This window comes from Rahnella rivi (assembly GCF_019049655.1).
In the GTDB taxonomy this organism is placed as follows: Bacteria; Pseudomonadota; Gammaproteobacteria; order Enterobacterales; family Enterobacteriaceae; genus Rahnella; species Rahnella rivi.
In genome coordinates this window covers 15986-33094 of the sequence record NZ_JAFMOX010000063.1, presented here as the reverse complement: position 1 = coordinate 33094, position 17109 = coordinate 15986, and the positions used below count along the sequence as shown (strand labels likewise).

The 17109-nt window shown below is 56.9% G+C and carries 15 protein-coding genes; 7 read left to right on the top strand and 8 right to left on the bottom strand.

What is annotated here, in order from left to right; genetic code table 11:
* Positions 1–111 precede the first annotated feature (111 nt).
* Both J1779_RS16725 and J1779_RS16720 read left to right on the top strand, forming a co-directional pair.
* Positions 112–2349, top strand: a complete 2238-nt coding sequence (locus J1779_RS16725) for a type I secretion system permease/ATPase (protein ID WP_274388817.1) — start codon at positions 112–114, stop codon at positions 2347–2349.
* Positions 2346–3521: an HlyD family type I secretion periplasmic adaptor subunit gene (locus tag J1779_RS16720; RefSeq protein ID WP_122096596.1), complete on the top strand. Its 1176-nt coding sequence runs from the start codon at positions 2346–2348 to the stop codon at positions 3519–3521. The genes J1779_RS16725 and J1779_RS16720 overlap by 4 nt, the downstream gene beginning before the upstream one ends.
* A gap of 76 nt (positions 3522–3597) precedes the next feature.
* On the opposite strand, the gene J1779_RS16715 is transcribed toward J1779_RS16720, so the two are convergent.
* Positions 3598–3915 (bottom strand): RcnB family protein, encoded by a 318-nt coding sequence (locus tag J1779_RS16715; RefSeq protein WP_056772628.1) that lies wholly within the window; start codon positions 3913–3915, stop codon positions 3598–3600.
* A 275-nt stretch (positions 3916–4190) separates the two neighbouring features.
* Between J1779_RS16715 and J1779_RS16710 the strand changes: the two genes are divergently transcribed.
* Positions 4191–5099 (top strand): SDR family oxidoreductase, encoded by a 909-nt coding sequence (locus J1779_RS16710; protein ID WP_122096597.1) that lies wholly within the window; start codon positions 4191–4193, stop codon positions 5097–5099.
* A 66-nt stretch (positions 5100–5165) separates the two neighbouring features.
* Here J1779_RS16710 and J1779_RS16705 read toward each other — a convergent pair whose 3' ends face one another.
* A complete protein-coding gene (locus tag J1779_RS16705; RefSeq protein WP_217204301.1) occupies positions 5166–6026 on the bottom strand; it encodes an aldo/keto reductase family oxidoreductase in 861 nt (286 codons plus the stop codon).
* Positions 6027–6120: 94 nt separating this feature from the next.
* Between J1779_RS16705 and J1779_RS16700 the strand changes: the two genes are divergently transcribed.
* Positions 6121–7035 carry a LysR family transcriptional regulator gene (locus J1779_RS16700; protein ID WP_183849215.1) on the top strand — a complete coding sequence of 305 codons (915 nt, stop codon included), beginning with the start codon at positions 6121–6123 and terminating at the stop codon, positions 7033–7035.
* Between the two features lie 23 nt (positions 7036–7058).
* On the opposite strand, the gene J1779_RS16695 is transcribed toward J1779_RS16700, so the two are convergent.
* Both J1779_RS16695 and J1779_RS16690 read right to left on the bottom strand, forming a co-directional pair.
* Positions 7059–7463 (bottom strand): VOC family protein, encoded by a 405-nt coding sequence (locus J1779_RS16695; RefSeq protein ID WP_183849213.1) that lies wholly within the window; start codon positions 7461–7463, stop codon positions 7059–7061.
* A gap of 17 nt (positions 7464–7480) precedes the next feature.
* Positions 7481–8224 carry an SDR family NAD(P)-dependent oxidoreductase gene (locus tag J1779_RS16690; protein ID WP_217204300.1) on the bottom strand — a complete coding sequence of 248 codons (744 nt, stop codon included), beginning with the start codon at positions 8222–8224 and terminating at the stop codon, positions 7481–7483.
* 132 nt (positions 8225–8356) lie between these two features.
* On the opposite strand from J1779_RS16690, the gene J1779_RS16685 reads away from it, so the two are divergent.
* Positions 8357–9259 (top strand): AraC family transcriptional regulator, encoded by a 903-nt coding sequence (locus tag J1779_RS16685; RefSeq protein WP_217204299.1) that lies wholly within the window; start codon positions 8357–8359, stop codon positions 9257–9259.
* Between the two features lie 8 nt (positions 9260–9267).
* On the opposite strand, the gene J1779_RS16680 is transcribed toward J1779_RS16685, so the two are convergent.
* Positions 9268–10155: a LysR family transcriptional regulator gene (locus tag J1779_RS16680; protein WP_056772602.1), complete on the bottom strand. Its 888-nt coding sequence runs from the start codon at positions 10153–10155 to the stop codon at positions 9268–9270.
* A 238-nt stretch (positions 10156–10393) separates the two neighbouring features.
* On the opposite strand from J1779_RS16680, the gene J1779_RS16675 reads away from it, so the two are divergent.
* Together J1779_RS16675 and J1779_RS16670 are read left to right on the top strand one after the other, a co-directional pair.
* Positions 10394–11581, top strand: coding sequence for an MFS transporter (locus tag J1779_RS16675; RefSeq protein ID WP_338019868.1), 1188 nt, complete (start codon positions 10394–10396; stop codon positions 11579–11581).
* A gap of 67 nt (positions 11582–11648) precedes the next feature.
* Positions 11649–12677, top strand: coding sequence for an alpha/beta hydrolase (locus tag J1779_RS16670; protein ID WP_056772600.1), 1029 nt, complete (start codon positions 11649–11651; stop codon positions 12675–12677).
* 130 nt (positions 12678–12807) lie between these two features.
* Here the strand turns inward: J1779_RS16670 and J1779_RS16665 are convergent, their stop codons facing one another.
* From J1779_RS16665 to tssH, 3 genes are all read right to left on the bottom strand, one after another.
* Positions 12808–13320 carry a hypothetical protein gene (locus J1779_RS16665; RefSeq protein WP_122096605.1) on the bottom strand — a complete coding sequence of 171 codons (513 nt, stop codon included), beginning with the start codon at positions 13318–13320 and terminating at the stop codon, positions 12808–12810.
* 137 nt (positions 13321–13457) lie between these two features.
* On the bottom strand, positions 13458–14573 hold the full coding sequence (locus J1779_RS16660; protein WP_217204298.1) for a VasL domain-containing protein: 1116 nt from the start codon (positions 14571–14573) through the stop codon (positions 13458–13460).
* On the bottom strand, positions 14560–17094 hold the full coding sequence (gene tssH, locus J1779_RS16655; protein ID WP_217204297.1) for a type VI secretion system ATPase TssH: 2535 nt from the start codon (positions 17092–17094) through the stop codon (positions 14560–14562). Before tssH ends, J1779_RS16660 begins: the two co-directional genes overlap by 14 nt.
* Positions 17095–17109 lie beyond the last annotated feature (15 nt).

The following is a 17109-nucleotide window of genomic DNA, read 5'->3' as shown; positions in this document are numbered from 1 at the left end:
GGCAACCGGAAAGCGGCGGGGCAGAGGGATGATCCTCTGCTCCGCTTCTCCCGCTCAATATTCATGTTCTGGAATGAACGTGAAGGAACAATGAATTAGGGAACAATGCAGATGAATAAAGAGATCATGTCAGAGAAAAGCAGTACCGCACCGGAGGCCGTGGCGTTCGATGGCCGCGCCGCGCAGGCGGAGAAACAAAAAGGGTATAGCGCGTGGCTGAGCGCCATGCTGGATGTCGCCCGCCACTATCGTCTGGATTATTCAGAAGAGCATGTGAAAGCCACGCTCGCCTGGGAGATGGGCGCACCGCAAGACAGCGTGCTTGATGAGATGGCGCACAAACTCGGGCTGGCGCGCGTGACCCGCTCATTCCATCCTGCCGATCTGGACCCGATGTCCGTGCCGTTTATTTTGACGCTGGACAATGGCCGTCTGGGCGTGGTGACGCATCTGGACGCCAGCGGCCAGTGCGCCGTGCAGTTTACCGAGGATCAGGGGCTGGAAACCACGCTCACCCCTGAACAGCTTTTATCGCGGGTGCAGAGCATCACTCTGCTGCGCCCTTTGCAGGCCCTGCCGGATGCGCGCGTTGATAACTACATCAAGCCGTACAAAAAGAACTGGTTCTGGGATCTGGCCCTGAAAGACTGGCGTCGCTACGGCGACATCATGGTGGCGGCGATGATCGCCAACGTGCTGGCGCTGGCCGGTATGTTGTTTTCCATGCAGGTGTACGACCGCGTGGTGCCCTCGCAGTCGGTGCCGACGCTGTGGGTGTTATTCGGCGGCGTGATGATCGCCATTGTGTTTGAATTCGTGATGCGCATGGTACGCGTCCATATTTCTGACGTGGTGGGGAAACGCGCCGATCTGCGCATTTCCGACCGCGTGTTTGGCCGCGCGCTGCGCATTAAAAACGGCGCCCGCTCCAAATCCACCGGTTCTTTTATTTCGCAAATCCGCGAGCTGGAATCGGTGCGTGAACTGATCACTTCGACCACCATCAGCGTGATTTCCGACCTGCCTTTCTTCCTGTTATTCACGGTCATTCTGTGGATGATTGGCGGCCCGCTGGTGTTTGTGGTGCTGCTGGCGATCCCGCTTTTGCTGATCCCAGGGTTACTGATCCAAAAACCGCTGGCGAAACTGGCGAACGAAGGCATGCGCGAATCCGCAGTGCGAAACGCCTCACTGGTGGAAGCGGTGGAATCTCTGGAAGACATCAAACTGATGCGCGCTGAACAGCGCTTTCAGAATCAGTGGAACCACTGCAACGAAGTCTCCGCCGACATCAGTATGCGTCAGCGTTTTCTCACCAGCCTGCTGATGACCTGGACGCAGGAAGTGCAGTCGATCGTTTACGCCATTGTGCTGCTGGTGGGCTGTTATCTGGTGATGAACGGCGACATGACCACCGGTGCGCTGGTGGGGACCACCATCCTCGCCTCCCGCACTATCGCGCCGCTGGCGCAGATCTCCGGCGTGCTCTCCCGCTGGCAGCAGGCCAAAGTGGCGCGTAAAGGGCTGGATGAACTGATGCAGCGGCCTGTCGATCAGGAAGACGGACAGAAAATGGTGCATAAGGCGCAGATCGCCGGTGAATACCAGGTGCACGATGCGGTGTTCTATTACGACGAAGAAGAGAAAGTGGCCAATCTGGCGCTGAACAACCTGCACATCAGGCCGGGCGAGAAGATCGCCGTGCTGGGTAAAAACGGTGCCGGTAAATCGACGCTGTTGCAGGTGCTGGCCGGCATGCAGCAGGTACAGCAGGGGCAGGTGGTGCTGGATAACGTCAACATCAAACAGATCGATCCGGCGGATTTACGCCGTGACGTGGCGCTGCACAATCAGCACGCCAGACTGTTTTTCGGCTCGGTGCGAGACAATATCACCATGGGCAGACCGCAGGCCACGGACGACGAGATCCATCAGGCGCTGGTGTTGAGCGGTGCGCTGACCTTTGTGCAGCAAAAAGAGAATGGCCTGAATTTCCTGATCCACGAAGGCGGCGTTGGCCTCTCCGGCGGCCAGCGTCAGGCGCTGTTATTAGCGCGTCACATCATCATGCAGCCGCAGGTATTGCTGCTCGATGAACCGAGCGCGTGGCTGGATGAAATCTCCGAGGCGAATCTGATCACTCACCTGGCCGCGTGGGGTAAAGGCAAAACGCTGGTGGTCGCCACCCACCGTCTGGCGCTGTTGCAGCTGGTGGACAGGATTATCGTGATGGACAACGGACGCATCACACTCGACGGCAGCAAAGACGAGATCCTCAGTAAACATTTCAGACCGAAAGGACAGCCAGCCCAGGCCGCGAAAGCCGTCAATAAGGAGATGACATCATGAATGGAAACAAACGCCATCACCGGCCACTGAGTGAAAATACCTTGCCGCGTTCGACCCTGCTGGTGTGGAGCCTGGCGCTGATGCTGTTGTGCTTCACGCTGTGGGCGAATTTCTATACGCTCGACGAAGTCACCACCGGCACCGGCAAAGTCATTCCTTCGGCGCACGAACAGATCGTGCAATCGCTGGAGGGCGGTATCGTTCACAGTATTGACGTGCGCGAAGGTGAAGTGGTGGAGCGCGGCCAGCGTCTGGCGCAGCTCGACCGCACCAAAACCGAGTCCGGCGTGCAGGAAAGCCAGTCCCGCCTGCACGCCGCGCTGGCGACGGCGGCGCGCCTGACCGCACAGATCAACGGCACACCGCTGACGTTTCCGGCCGATCTTGACGATGAACCGGAGCTGGTGAAATCCGAAACTGAACTGTACAACTCCAGCCGTAACAGCCTGGAGAAGCAGCTTTCCGGCCTGAAGCAGGGCGTGGCGTTGATCCGCCGCGAGCTGAGTATGACCGTGCCGCTGGTGAAACAGGGCGCGGCCAGCGACGTGGAGGTGCTGCGTCTGCAACGTCAGATCAACGAAATGGAAAGCAAAGCCACCGATCTGGAAACCCAGTATCACGTGCGTGCGGGCGAAGAGCTGGCGAAAGCCAATGCGGAAATCGAAACCCAGCGCTCGGTGGTTTTAGGCCGTAAAGATTCCCTGAACCGTCTGGAGTTTTTCTCCCCGGTTAAAGGCATTGTGAAGAATATTGACGTCAACACCGTCGGCGGCGTGATCCCGCCGAATGGCAAACTGATGACGCTGGTGCCGATTGACGATCAGATGCTGGTGGAGGCACAAATTTCACCGCGCGACGTGGCGTTTATTCACCCCGGCCAGAAAGCCAAAGTGAAAATCACCGCCTACGACTATTCGATTTACGGCAGTTTTGACGGAGAAGTGACCACGATTTCGCCCGACACTATTCAGGACGAGGTGCGCCGTGACGTCTATTATTACCGCGTGAACATCAAGACCAACGCCAATTATCTGGAAAATAAGCATCATGAAAAGTTTTATATTTTCCCCGGCATGATCGCGACGGTGGACATCAAAACCGGCAACAAAAGCATTCTTGATTATCTGCTGAAACCGCTGAACAAAATGAACGAAGCCATGCGTGAGCGTTAAGCGTGACGGCGGCATGACACAGAAAAGGGCGCGTTACCTGAGGTAGCGCGCCCTTTTTGCGTCACCGGCGATGGTATTACTGGAAGTAGATATCGCCGGATTCGGCTTTGAGAATTTTGCCGTCGGTGTCGGTGATCATCGCGTAATTGCCCGCGATGTAGGTCCAGTGGCTGCCTGCGTCAGGGGCGGGCAGGTGGCGCTGTTGCCAGTCAACAATTTCATAAGGCTTGGTGCGGTATAAACCGGGCACGGTGTCGCCCAGTTTGTATTCGGTCGAGTCATCGAAGAACGATTTGATCTCATGGGAAGGGGTCGCCGCAGACGCGGTGTGCGACAGCGTCATCACGGAGGAGAAAACCAGAGCTGACAACATCATCATTTTTGAGTAACGCATAATATATCCCGTTAAAAACTATCAATATAACGTCCGTCGTCAGTCCTTTGTCGTCGCAACGAAGCCTGTACTTTTCAGTCTGGTCAGGATAATAACGAGAAACAGGCCGTAAGGCGGGGCGAATAATTGTGTCGAAATGCAAATGAGTGAAAGGGTTTCCCCTGCGGCGGGCAAGGGCTGCCTCAGACTCAGAAATATCCTTAATGACACATGGCCTGGCATATCTGTTCTACCTTTAGTGTTCCTTCATTCGTTTTTATACAAGGAGCCTGTGTATGAACAACAACAAAACGATCCCCGTTTCCCTTAACGATCCGCACGTGGACACTTTTCCAAAACCGCCGTTTGAACAGCAAAAGCAGCCGTTCCCCGGTCTGGTCAGCAAGATGATCCCGGTGCCCGATCACGGTGAAACCTCTTATAAAGGCAGTTCACGTCTGAAGGGGCGTAAAGCGCTGGTGACCGGCGGTGACTCGGGTATCGGCAGGGCGGTGGCGATAGCCTTTGCCCGTGAAGGGGCCGATGTCGCGATAAACTATCTGCCCGATGAAGAGCCGGATGCGCAAGATGTGGTGGCGTTGCTGCGCAAGGAAGGCGTGAAAATCGTCACGATTCCGGGCGATATCCGTGAGGAAAAATTCTGTCAGACGCTGGTGAAAGAGGCGGCTGAACAGCTTGGCGGGCTGGATCTGCTGGTCAACAATGCGGGGCGTCAGCAGTTCTGTAATTCGATCAAAGACCTGACCACCGAAGCCTTTGACGCCACGTTCAAAACGAACGTCTATGCCATGTTTTGGATCACCAAAGCCGCGCTGGACTATATGCCGCGTGGCAGCGCAATCATCAATACGTCTTCGGTTCAGGCATTTTTACCGAGCGATAATCTGCTCGATTATTCGCAGACCAAAGCGTCGATTGTCGCCTTCACCAAAGGTCTGGCGAAGCAGCTGGCCGCAGACGGTATTCGCGTTAATGCCGTTGCGCCCGGCCCGTACTGGACCGTTCTGCAAACCTCCGGCGGCCAGCCGCAGGAAAAGGTCGAGAAATTTGGTGAGCAGTCACCGCTTGGCAGACCGGGCCAGCCCGCCGAGATTGCCGGTATGTACGTGGCGTTAGCCTCCAGCGAAAGCAGCTACACCTCCGGACAGGTGTGGTGTTCGGATGGCGGTACCGGCACGGTCTGACCAACATTTCCCCTCAGAAACAACAAAGGCGCCCTCAGCAGGCGCCTTTTTTTTGGCAAGGCAGGGTTAACGGCTCATCTCGTTGAGTTTCGCCATCACCTCATCCGACAACGTCAGCCGCGCGCTGGCCAGGTTTTCCTGCAAATGCTGTGAAGATGAGGTGCCGGGGATCAGCAAAATATTTGGAGAACGCCTGAGCAGCCATGCCAGCGCCACCTGCATCGGCGTCGCCTGTAATTCAGCGGCCACCTCATTAAGCTGTGTTGACTGCAAAGGCGAGAACCCCCCGAGCGGGAAGAACGGCACCCAGGCGATCCCCTGTTCAGCCAGCGCATCCACCAGCGCGTCGTCGTTGCGGTTGGCGAGATTGTACATGTTCTGCACGCAGGCGATCGGCGTGACTTTGCGGGCCTCGGCCACTTGTCTGGCAGTCACATTGCTCAGCCCGATGTGGCGGATCAGACCCCGCTCTTTTAACGCCATCAGCGCCTCCAGCTGCGGTTCCAGCGAACCTTCCGCGGGCTTATACACGTCGAGCATACTGCGCAGGTTAACGACGTCCATTGTCTCCAGCCCCAGATTGCGCAGGTTATCTTCCACCGCGCGGGTCAGCTCCGGTGCTGAAAATGCGGGTAACCAGCCCCCCTTTTCATCACGCCGCGCGCCGACTTTGGTGACGATGCACAGGTCATCGGGATAAGGATGCAAAGCCTTTTTGATCAGCCGGTTGGTTTCATGCGGGCCGTAAAAGTCGCTGGTGTCGATGTGATTGACGCCCGATGCAACCGCGTCTTTCAACACCTGAATCGCCCGCGCTTCATCTTTCACCGGACCAAAAACACCGGGGCCTGCCAGTTGCATTGCGCCGTAACCTAAGCGTCCAACTTCACGGTCGCCGAGGCGATAAGTCATTGAGGGTTGTGACATGGGGGTTCTCCTGTGTGTGTTCATTCATTGTATCGGGCAACTGGCTGTGCAACTATCCGGTGAAATCAGGACAAACTGTACGAGGTTACGCACAATGCCAATGGACATCGCTCTGCTGCATGCCGTGGTGGAAGTGGCGAAAGCCGGGGGATTTCGGGAAGCGGCGCGGGTCACCGGCAGCAATGCCTCCCGGCTAAGTGATGCCGTGCGCCGTGCGGAACAGCAACTCGGCATCCGCCTGTTTCATCGCACCACGCGCACCGTCGTGCTGACCGAAGCAGGCCGGGCGCTGATGGAACGCCTGTTACCGGCCATGAATGAGGTCGATGCCGCGCTGGACGCCATCAATCGTTATCGCAACACGCCGGGCGGCACGCTGCGGCTGAACGTGCCGGTCAGCGCCACGCGCCTGATTCTCCCCGCGCTGGTGCCGGCGTTTTTACAACGTTATCCGGATATCCAGCTGGAGATCATCGCCGAAAGCAATGTGCAGGATGTGTTTCGCGACGGTTGCGATGCCGGTATCCGCTATGACGAATGTCTCGAACAGGACGTGGTGGCGATCCCCATCGGCCCGCGCCGTCAGCGTTTTGCCGCCGCTGCGTCTGCGGATTATCTCGATCGTCATGGCAGACCCGCACACCCGCGTGATCTGATGAAGCACGCCTGCCTGCGTGGCCGTTATGCCAGCGGCATCATGACTGCCTGGGAGTTTGAGCGGGAAGGGGAAAATCTCAGCGTACAGGTCAGCGGCCCGCTGGTGGTCAGCGTCGGCGGCGCGGTGGATCTGGCGGTGGATACCGCGAAAGCGGGCGGCGGCATTCTCTATCTGTTTGAAGACTGGCTGCAACCCGCCTTTGCCAGCGGTGAGCTGGAACCCATCTTACAGCCGTGGTGGCTGTCGTTTTCCGGGCCCTATCTTTACTACAACGATCGCCGTCTGATCCCTGCGCCGTTGCGGGCATTTATCGATTTTGTGCAGGAGGAGAACCTCCGTTGTCACCGCTGACTCCACGTCAGCGGTGCGTGCCTTCAGGGCTGGTCGTGCTGCCAGCTTTTGTAGACAAACTCCAGGGTATAGCCGTCAGGATCGACCACACCGGCGGCGTAATAGCGCGGATCGTAATAAAGACGTGCGCCCGGCGCGCCGTTATCCTTCGCCCCGGCGTTGATTGCGGCGGCGTACGCCTCATCCACCATGGCCTTACTGCTGGCGACAAAGCCGATATGCGAGGCATCGCCGGTGGCTTTTGCCTGCCGCAGCCAGAAAAATATCCGGCCATGTGCACCAAAACCGGTGAGGTCAGGGTGCCCCGGCGGCCCGTCTTTGCCGTCGTAATCGACCCGCGAGGTGATGCCAAGCGGTGCCAGAGCGGCGGTGTAAAACCTGACCGAACGGTCAACATCACGCACTGAAACAAAAATGTGATCGAGCATAGAACCTCCGTCCGTCATTAAATGTGGTAGCCACCGGCGACTTCAATGGACTGCGCATTGATCCAGCGGCTGTCATCCGAAATCAACCCTGCGATCGCCTTTCCTACATCGTCCGGTTCGCCGACGCGGCCCAGTGCGGTTTGCGACGCCAGCAATGTTTCCAGCTCATCGTTGAGGCCACCGCCCAGCCCGGTCCGGATTGCGCCGGGCGAAACCGAATTTGCGCGAATGCGACGCGGGCCAAACTCTTTTGCCATATAACGCGTCAGTACCTCAAGCCCGCCTTTAAAGGCGGCATAAGGCGCAACGCCGGACGTTGTAACGCGGGTGGTGGCGCTGGTCACATTGACAATGTGGCCGCCATCAGTGAGCAACGGCAACAGCGTCTGCGTCAGGAAGAACGGGCCTTTCAGATGGACGTTAAACAGGTTGTCGAACTCATTTTCAGTCACGGTTTCAATCGGGTTAAACAGGCCAAAACCGGCGTTATTGATCAGCACATCAAAATTACGGCGTTGCCAGAAATCTTCCAGCACTGCCGCGAGTTGTGTACGAAAGGCAGCAAACGTCTGTGTACGGGAAACATCAAGCTGCATTGCCACGGCTTTGCCTCCGGCGGCGACGATTTGCCTGACCACCTCGTCAGCCGCTTCCGGGTGGCGATGCCAGGTCAGTATCACCCCCATTCCTTTTGCTGCGCACTCAATTGCTGAACTTGCCCCGATGCCGGTGCTTCCGCCTGTGATAAGAATGACTTTCATGATGTTGACTCTCGTTGTGTGGGTGTGCAGTAAGACTAAAGAAAGGCACCGGCTGAGGCTTCTGCGTTCCTGCTCGATTCTTGCCTGTTTCTGCTTTAAGCTCCCCGCACCCCTTTACCGCTGAGGCAGGATATGGATTTGCAATCCCAACTTGATGAACTGCGCGGACTGGCCGCTCATGCCGGGAACTGGCGAACAGAAACCGGGATCCCGCGCGTTGCTATGGTGCAGGGGAAAGTCCCGGCGGCGGCGCTGGCCGCAGTCTATGAGCCGATGATCAACCTGATCCTCAGAGGAAGTAAAACGATGACGGTGGGGGAGAAGGTCTTTAATTACGACCCTGCCTCTTACTTTGTCATGTCAGTGGATTTGCCGGCGGTGGGCGCAGTTCACCCGGCATTGACCGGCGAACCTTATCTGGCCGTGAGCCTGACCATCGATCCCCAGCGCGTTGCCACCTTGCTGGATGATTTACCGCATTCGCAGATGAGGGGCAGGCCGGAAGGCGGGTTCTCGGTGGCGTCAGTCACGCCGGAGTTGCTTGATGCCTGGGTGAGAATGCTGCGTCTGATGAAAACGCCTGAGGATATTCCCGCTCTCGCGCCGGGCTATGAGCGTGAAATTCTTTATCATGTTCTCAAAGGCCCTCACGGCTGGATGCTCAGAGATATTGCCTCGCCGGGTACCATGCTGGCGAGGATCAGCAACGCTATCCAGTGGCTGAGGCACCATTTTGCCGAAGAATTTGTGGTTGAAACCCTGGCCGGGCGCGAGGCGATGAGCGTTTCGGCGTTTCACCGGCACTTCAAGGCGGTAACGGCCATGAGCCCGTTGCAGTATCAGAAACGCGTCCGGCTGCTCCATGCCCGAACGCTGCTTTTAGGCCGTCAGCAGAGCGTCACTTATGTGGCTCAGGAAGTGGGCTACCGGAGTGTGCCGCAGTTTAACCGCGACTATGCGCGCATTTTCGGGCTGCCTCCGCTGAAAGATGTGGCGCAACTGCGTAAGGTGATCAACGTGCGCGAGAGCCAGTGACGCGCCCCTCAGTCGAGTTTCAGCGCCGCCATCACCAGCGAAAATGCCGGTGAATGCTGTTTTCTGCTGGGGTAATAGAGGTAGTAACCGGGAAACGGCAGGCACCAGGCATCGAGCACCCGCAGCAGGCGGCCTTCTTCGATGTGCGGCGCAAACTCTTCTTCCGGTAAAAACGCAATGCCCAGACCGGCCAGCGCCGCATCCACCATAGGGGCGGAAGTATTAAAGGTCAGTTGCCCGTTCACCCGCACGTTGACCGGCCCCTCTTCGTTATCAAACTCCCAGACATAAAGCCCGCCGGACGTGGTCTGGCGCATATTCATGCAGTTGTGTTGCAGCAGGTCATGCGGCGTCTGCGGCAGCGGATGTTTCGCAAAATACGCCGGGGAAGCCACCGCCGCCATGCGCAAGGCGGGGCTGACGGGCATCGCGATCATGTCTTTATCGATGGTGTCACCCAGGCGCACACCGGCGTCAAACTTATCGGCGACGATATTACGAAAGCCGTGGTTGGCATCAAATTCCAGCCGGATGTCGGGGTATTCGCGTAATAACGGCGACAGTTTTGGCATCAGCAGGGTTTTAAGCACGTGCGGGCCGCAGGTGATACGTACGGTACCGGCCGGTTTATCTCGCATCTCGGTCAGCATATCCAGCCCGGCTTCAATCTCGTCAAAGTGTGAGCCAATCGCCAGCAATAGCCTTTCTCCCGCCGCCGTCGGCGACACATTTCTGGTCGTGCGCGTGAGCAGGCGAATGTCCATTTGATTTTCCAGAGCGGTAATGGTCTGGCTCAGCGCCGGTTGCGTGACCCCGAGCAGCGCGGCAGCGCGGGTAAAACTCCCTTCACGGGCGACCGTGATAAAAGCGATCAGATCATTGAAATTACGTTTCATCACAGCTTCCGTCCTTCTATTAATAAGCAGGGCTTATAAGCCCATTAAGGATTCATTACCTAGTAAGAATATACCCGCCCTGTAGAATTTCCGGCAAGCAATAACGTCCGCAAAACAGGAAATACTTTCCCGGCGTTATCCCTTTAACTTCATGTTATTTCAGTTTTTATTCCCGTGAATAAAGACCGGGCGGTGCTTGCCAAAAATTCATCATTTAGCGTTGAAAAAGGAAGGAAATGTGCCATCTGCCGTTGAAAACGCGCTGCCTGACCAACATCGGGCCGCGCACTGGAACGGGGTATGGGCGATTACCCTGTGCGTTTTTGCGCTGGTTGCGTCGGAGTTTATGCCCGTCAGCCTGCTGTCACCGGTTTCCCGCGATCTGGGTATCAGCGAGGGGCTGGCCGGGCAGGGGATCGCCATCTCCGGTGCGCTGGCGGTGTTGACCAGTTTGTTGATCTCAACACTGGCCGGAAATATTGACCGAAAAATTCTGCTTTTAGGGCTGACGACCCTGATGGCTGTTTCCGGCGTGGTGATAGCCCTGGCCCCTGATTACCTGACTTACATGGTTGGGCGCGCACTGATTGGCGTCGTCATCGGCGGCTTCTGGTCGATGTCGGCGGCGCTGGCTATCCGGCTGGTGCCAAGGGATCAGGTGCCCCGCGCCCTGGCGATATTCAACGGCGGCAACGCGCTGGCGATGGTGATCGCCGCACCGCTCGGCAGTTATCTGGGGTCGGTGATGGGCTGGCGCGGCGCATTCTTTTGCCTGGTGCCGGTCGCGCTGGTGGTTTTTATCTGGCAGTGCGTCAGCCTGCCTTCCATGAAAACGGCGGCGGAAGAAAAAAAGGCCGGAAATGTGTTACGCCTGCTCAGAAAACCGCAGGTTGCCACCGGGATGGCGGCGTGCGGGCTTTTCTTTATGGGGCAATTCGCGCTCTTTACCTACCTGCGCCCGTTTCTTGAAACGGTGACCGGGGTTGACGTCTCCACGTTGTCATTGATTTTGCTGACCATCGGCATGGCCGGTTTTATTGGCACCCTGATCATCGGCGTTTTTCTGCGCAAAGGCTTTTATCTGACGCTGATGTCGATCCCGCTGATGATGACGGCCATTGCCGTGATGCTGATGCTGACGGGTCACCGGCTCTGGATTGTCGCGCCGCTGCTGGGCCTTTGGGGGCTGGTGGCGACGGCGGCACCGGTCGGGTGGTGGTCATGGGTAGCGCGGACCTTTCCCGACAACGCCGAAGCGGGCGGCGGGCTGATGGTCGCGGTGGTGCAACTTTCCATCGCGCTGGGTTCTACCGCCGGAGGGCTGGCTTTTGACTCTGCGGGCTGGCAAACCACCTTCGCCATCAGCGGCGTTCTGCTGACTCTGGCGGCCTGTCTGACATTTGTTACATCACGCACACAACACTGACGACATATTCACTTTTTACCGGGCGAACGGATGCCCAACCCATACCACTCCTGTTGAGGATATTTCGATGAAAATTTTTTCTATGTTGGTCGGGCTGTTAATCAGCTCGTTTGCCGCCACCGGCGCCGATATGTCTGGCGGTGCAGATAACTTTTACAAAAGCGACAAAGTGACGCAGCAAAAGGTGACGTTTAAAAATCAGTATCAGATGGAGGTCACCGGAAATCTGTTTATGCCAAAAGACAGGGATAAGAATGCCAGGTATCCGGCCATTGTGGTGGGGCATCCGATGGGGGCGGTGAAAGAACAAAGTTCCAATCTCTATGCACAGAAACTGGCTGAACAAGGTTTTGTGACGCTGGCTATCGATCTCTCTTTCTGGGGCGAAAGTGAAGGGAAACCGCGTAACGCCGTCGCACCAGATATTTACGCTGAAGATTTCAGCGCCGCAGTGGATTACCTCGGTACGCGCCCGGATATCGACAGAAACCGGATTGGCGCGCTGGGTATCTGCGGCAGCGGCAGCTTTGTGATCAGCGCGGCGAAAATTGATCCGCGCATGCGGGCCATTGCTACCGTCAGCATGTATGACATGGGGGCGGTGAACCGTCACGCACTCAATCATTCACTCACGCTGGCGCAGCGTAAGGACATTATTGAACAGGCGGCGCAGCAGCGTTACAGCGAATTCACCGGCGGCGAAATACGCTATACCAGCGGTACAGTGCATAAAATCGATGCGGACACGCCGCCGGTGGCGAAAGAGTTCTACGATTTTTACCGCACGCCGCGCGGGGAATTCACACCCAAAGGATCTTCCCCGGCGCTGACGACGCACCCGACGCTGACCAGCAACGTCAAGTTTATGAACTTTTATCCGTTCAACGATATCGAAACGATTTCACCGCGGCCAATGCTGTTTATCACCGGCGAAAACGCGCACTCCAGGGAATTCAGTGAAGATGCCTACAAACTTGCCGGTCAGCCGAAAGAGTTAGTTATCGTACCCGGTGCGGGTCATGTTGACCTCTACGACCGCACCGATCTGATCCCTTTTGCAAAACTGACGTCATTCTTTAAACAAAACCTGAAATAAAGTGCGTTATTTTTTCCACGGAATAGAGCGGCTGGCACGTGTTTGCCTCAATAACACCGTGGAAAGGGCATACTCAATGTACGGAGCAAAATATTGCTCCGTACATTGTTCAGGGTTAATGCCATCACATTTATATGACCAATCCTGTTGCGACATTTTTACGGGCGATGACTCTGTTAATCAGCTGACCATTGAGTCTGTAATGTATCGGCAGGAAGGGGATGTCTTTAAGGTAAAAGATATGTTCTCCGTCCCCTTTTTCGGGGCTTAGCCCGGAAAGATTCAGAACATAACAATAACGAATTTTATTTTGCCACGACTGATACGGGGCGTTTCCGAAAATAAGCGGGGCATAACGGGCACTGTTCTGCCTCATCAATTCCGGCGCAATATCAGTCAGATAGATCCGGCATAAACCTGCGGGCTGGCCATGTTCATTTTTATTACTGGCGTTAATGGCGTTATCGCGTCTGATACCCTGCATACCGGCTTCATTAGTATAATGGAAATAAACATTTCCCTTATTGCTGTTTTCAGAAAGAAAGTAAGGCGGTTCCAGAAAGGTTTTAACCTGTTCAGTAATGAATTTTGATTTCACAGGCAGCGCCGACGGGCGGGTATAAGGATGGAACGATCTTTTCATTTAATATATCCCTTATTCAATGAATATCATCAGGTGAATGTGTCTTTCGATATTTCCTTTGATTTGGAAACGGCTATGCCCGCCGGGTTAATGGTCAGGCATATTGATTCCAAAACGTTGTGATTTTTTCTGTGCGGCTACTGTTTATTCGTTAAAAGTATCAACCGGCTGTTTAACGCCTCGAGATGTTCAGTAATTTGTTTAATCTCGGCGTTGCTGACGGGTTGCTGTTTGTCGAGCTTACGTTGCAGGTCATCCAGCTGCGCCTGCACCGGTTCGCCACCCTGCTGGAGTGTCTGGCGCATCTGATAAATCGCGGTTTTCAGCTCAGAAATCGTCATATAGGGTTTGCGCTTTTGTTCAGCTTCCAGCAAACGCAGCTCGACACTGTTTAGCTGGTTGTTCACCAGCGCCCAGCTGTTGATGTCCGGCAACGTGGCACTCAGTTCGGTGTGATGATTTTGCCAGCGGGCCGAGAATGCATTCCCAGGCCAGAGCGCATTCAGGCGGATCGCCGCTGAGGGTTGCGCCAGCCAGTTCATGGTACTCATCACGCATACCGTGACCGCAATGCCCACGCCGCCGCCGCAAAGCCAGGCTTTCCATGGGCGTGGCGCAGGCAAGGGTGCCGGTTTGATCACCGGCACCATTGCAGGAGGCGTTACCAGCGCAGGCGCGACGTCGGGCACGGCCGGTTTCGCCATCAGGGCACGCTTTTGCAGCGTTTGTCGGCTCGATTGCAGATAGTCGAGCAGATTGCGCAGGGGGGCCTGACTGCGCGATTGCAGGGCCAGCGCGTGTTCCAGCATCATCGACACCGCCCCTTCAAGTTGCTGAAGGGTATCGACTTCTGCGCTGTTTAGCGGCAGACCGTACAGGCTGGTCGCCGCATGGGTGGAATACCATTCGATAATTTGCTGACGCAGATCGGTTGCGGCCACCGGCGGCCAGCACTGGCGCTGCTTCTTGCCAAAACCTTCCGCCAGCAGCAGTGTGGCGTTCGCCATACCCGCCCAGCCGTGGCGCTGGCAGCTGATCAGACAAAACCAGACGCCGCTTTGCAGGTCGTAGCCGTGGCGCTGAAAAATCTCCAGGCACTGGTTTTCCTGCGTGAGCCACCATGACCGGTCGTGCACGTGGCCTTTCCAGCCGTTCACGCTGTTACTGAGCAGTAAAAACTCGTGATGATGCCGGGGATCGTGGCAGCTGATTTTCACATCGCCCGGCGTCACGCTGTAATTAACTTTTGTCATGAGCCCTCCATGTCACGAGTTTATCCTTGCTGACGCCAATCTTCAGGCCGCCCCGGACGGGTTTCTCATCCTGCAACAGGGTGTCGGTCAGCAACGGCAGAATGTGCCGGTTCAGCGCCTGATCGATATCACGGGCACCGCTCTGCATCACCTGACAGAGTTCTGCCACCCAGCTCACCACGCTCTCGCTGTAACTCAGTTGCACCTCGCCGTTGCTGGCGGCGTGATAGCGCTGGCAGATGCGATCCAGCTTCAGCCTGATGATTTGCGCCAGCGTTTTCGGTTGCAGCGGCAGGTAAGGGATCAGCGTGACACGCCCCATCAATGCCGGGCGGAACACGTGCTCGAACTCCGGGCGGATCAGCGTACACAGGGCTTCCGGCGACGTTTCCCCTTCGGCGCAGGCGGCGGTGATTTTCGCGCTGGCCAGATTGGATGTCATGATAATCAGCGTGTTACGGAAGTTGATTAACTGACCTTCCGCGTCTTCAATCATCCCTTTATCGAATACCTGATAAAACAGCTCCATGACGTCCGGGTGCGCCTTTTCCACTTCGTCGAGCAGCACGACGCTGTACGGATTGCGTTTCACCGCTTCGGTCAGCACGCCACCCTGACCGTAACCGACATAACCCGGCGGCGATCCTTTCAGGCCGGACACGCTGTGTGCTTCCTGATATTCCGACATGTTAATGGTCACCAGACTTTGCTCACCGCCGTACAGTAAATCTGCCAGCACCAGCGCTGTTTCGGTTTTACCGATACCCGATGAACCTGCCAGCATATACACCCCGGTCGGTTTCAGCGGATCGTTCAGATTGGCGCGGCTGATGCGCACTTGTGTGGCGATGGTGGAGAGCGCGTGGCGCTGGCCGATAACCCGCTGTTCCAGGCGGTGAAGTAATTCGCCCAACTGTTGCTGTTGTTTTTCTACCATGCGGCCAAGTGGCACACCGGTCCAGCCGGAAACCACATCGGCGATACAGGTGGCATCAACGCATTCAAACACCAGCGCATGAGCCTCATGCAGCTCAGCCAGCTCCCTGCGCCAGGCGGCGATAGCGCTCTCATCACGACTTTGTTGCAGTTGCTGCACCAGACTCTTTTGCTGTTCCCACAGTGGCCGGAGATGGGCGAGATCGGCCAGCAGCTCAGTTTCCCGCAGCGCCAGCGTCGCCAGCCGCTGATCGTGCTGTCCTTCCTTTTGTAAGGCCTCGCGCTCGGTGTGCAGATTGCTGAGCAGGGCGTTGATGTCTTCGATCTCTTTCGGATGGTGAGACTGTGACACCGCCACGCGGGCGCAGGCGGTATCCAGCAGACTGACGGATTTGTCCGGCAGTTGTCGCCCGGCGATATAGCGGCTGGAGAGATTGACGGCGGCATGGATCGCACTTTCGAGGATCTGCACGCCGTGGTGGCGAGACATGGCCGGTGCAATGGCACGCAGCATGGCGGTGGCGCTGTCGATACCCGGTTCAGCCACCTGCACCAGCTGGAAACGGCGGGTCAGCGCGGCATCTTTCTCAAAATACTTTTTGTATTCCGCCCACGTTGTCGCCGCCACCACGCGCAGTTCACCACGCGCCAGCGCCGGTTTCAGCAGGTTTGCCGCGTCGTTTTGTCCGGCCTGACCGCCCGCGCCAATCAGCGTATGGGCTTCGTCGATAAACAAAATGACCGGCTGAGGTGCGCTGGCGATCTCTTTCATCAGCGCCTGTAAACGGTTTTCAAATTCGCCCTTCACGCTGGCTCCGGCCTGTAACAGACCGAGATCCAGCGTCAGCACGTCCATCTGTCTGAGCACCTCCGGCACGTTGCCAGCGGCGATCCGCAGCGCCAGGCCTTCCACCAGCGCCGTTTTCCCCACCCCCGGTTCGCCGGTGAGAATAGGGTTGTTCTGGCGGCGACGCAGCAGGATGTCGATCATCTGACGTATTTCTGCTTCGCGCCCCAGCACCGGATCCAGTTCACCCTTACGGGCCTGGGCGCTCAGATTGCGGGTAAATTTGCCGAGTGCGCTGTTGCTGCTCTGCGTGGCCGGAGACGCTGCATTTTCGCGGGTGTGGCACGCGTCAAGCAACAGCTGTTCCGCCGCATCCCGCTGGCAGTTCAGCGCCTTACGCACGCCGCTGGTTAACGACGGTGCTGTGTTCTCTTCCAGCAGACAGGCCAGCAGGGCGGCCGGGGCGAGCTGGGTGTGTCCCCAGCTGGCGCTGGCGTGCAGCCAGGCTTTTTCCAGCCACTGAACCAGCCCGGTCGAAAAGACCGGCGCGCGGCTGTTGCCGCTGCGAAAGGTGTTCAGCGCCTGCTGGGTGGCGCTCAGCAAGGCATCCGCCGCCAGACCTGCGCCTAAATTCAGGCTTTCCATCAGATCGCTGTGCTGGACAATCACCGCCAGCAAAAGATGCTCAACGTCCACTTCATGGTGGGTGCGCGAAATCGCCTGACTGACCGCGGCATCCAGACAGCTGCGGCTTTCCGGGGTGAGTTTGTCGACGATGCGTTTTAAATAGCTGCTCATAAATATCCCTTTTAT

What these genes read in the sequence shown, in the direction of transcription:
- J1779_RS16715 (WP_056772628.1), bottom strand. Translation starts at nt 3,915, where the DNA reads ATGCGTTACTCAAAAATGATGATGTTGTCAGCTCTGGTTTTCTCCTCC.
- J1779_RS16700 (WP_183849215.1), top strand. Translation starts at nt 6,121, where the DNA reads ATGCCAATGGACATCGCTCTGCTGCATGCCGTGGTGGAAGTGGCGAAA.
- J1779_RS16680 (WP_056772602.1), bottom strand. Translation starts at nt 10,155, where the DNA reads ATGAAACGTAATTTCAATGATCTGATCGCTTTTATCACGGTCGCCCGT.
- J1779_RS16705 (WP_217204301.1), bottom strand. Translation starts at nt 6,026, where the DNA reads ATGTCACAACCCTCAATGACTTATCGCCTCGGCGACCGTGAAGTTGGA.
- J1779_RS16725 (WP_274388817.1), top strand. Translation starts at nt 112, where the DNA reads ATGAATAAAGAGATCATGTCAGAGAAAAGCAGTACCGCACCGGAGGCC.
- J1779_RS16710 (WP_122096597.1), top strand. Translation starts at nt 4,191, where the DNA reads ATGAACAACAACAAAACGATCCCCGTTTCCCTTAACGATCCGCACGTG.
- J1779_RS16665 (WP_122096605.1), bottom strand. Translation starts at nt 13,320, where the DNA reads ATGAAAAGATCGTTCCATCCTTATACCCGCCCGTCGGCGCTGCCTGTG.
- tssH (WP_217204297.1), bottom strand. Translation starts at nt 17,094, where the DNA reads ATGAGCAGCTATTTAAAACGCATCGTCGACAAACTCACCCCGGAAAGC.
- J1779_RS16685 (WP_217204299.1), top strand. Translation starts at nt 8,357, where the DNA reads ATGGATTTGCAATCCCAACTTGATGAACTGCGCGGACTGGCCGCTCAT.
- J1779_RS16695 (WP_183849213.1), bottom strand. Translation starts at nt 7,463, where the DNA reads ATGCTCGATCACATTTTTGTTTCAGTGCGTGATGTTGACCGTTCGGTC.
- J1779_RS16660 (WP_217204298.1), bottom strand. Translation starts at nt 14,573, where the DNA reads ATGACAAAAGTTAATTACAGCGTGACGCCGGGCGATGTGAAAATCAGC.
- J1779_RS16720 (WP_122096596.1), top strand. Translation starts at nt 2,346, where the DNA reads ATGAATGGAAACAAACGCCATCACCGGCCACTGAGTGAAAATACCTTG.
- J1779_RS16690 (WP_217204300.1), bottom strand. Translation starts at nt 8,224, where the DNA reads ATGAAAGTCATTCTTATCACAGGCGGAAGCACCGGCATCGGGGCAAGT.
- J1779_RS16670 (WP_056772600.1), top strand. Translation starts at nt 11,649, where the DNA reads ATGAAAATTTTTTCTATGTTGGTCGGGCTGTTAATCAGCTCGTTTGCC.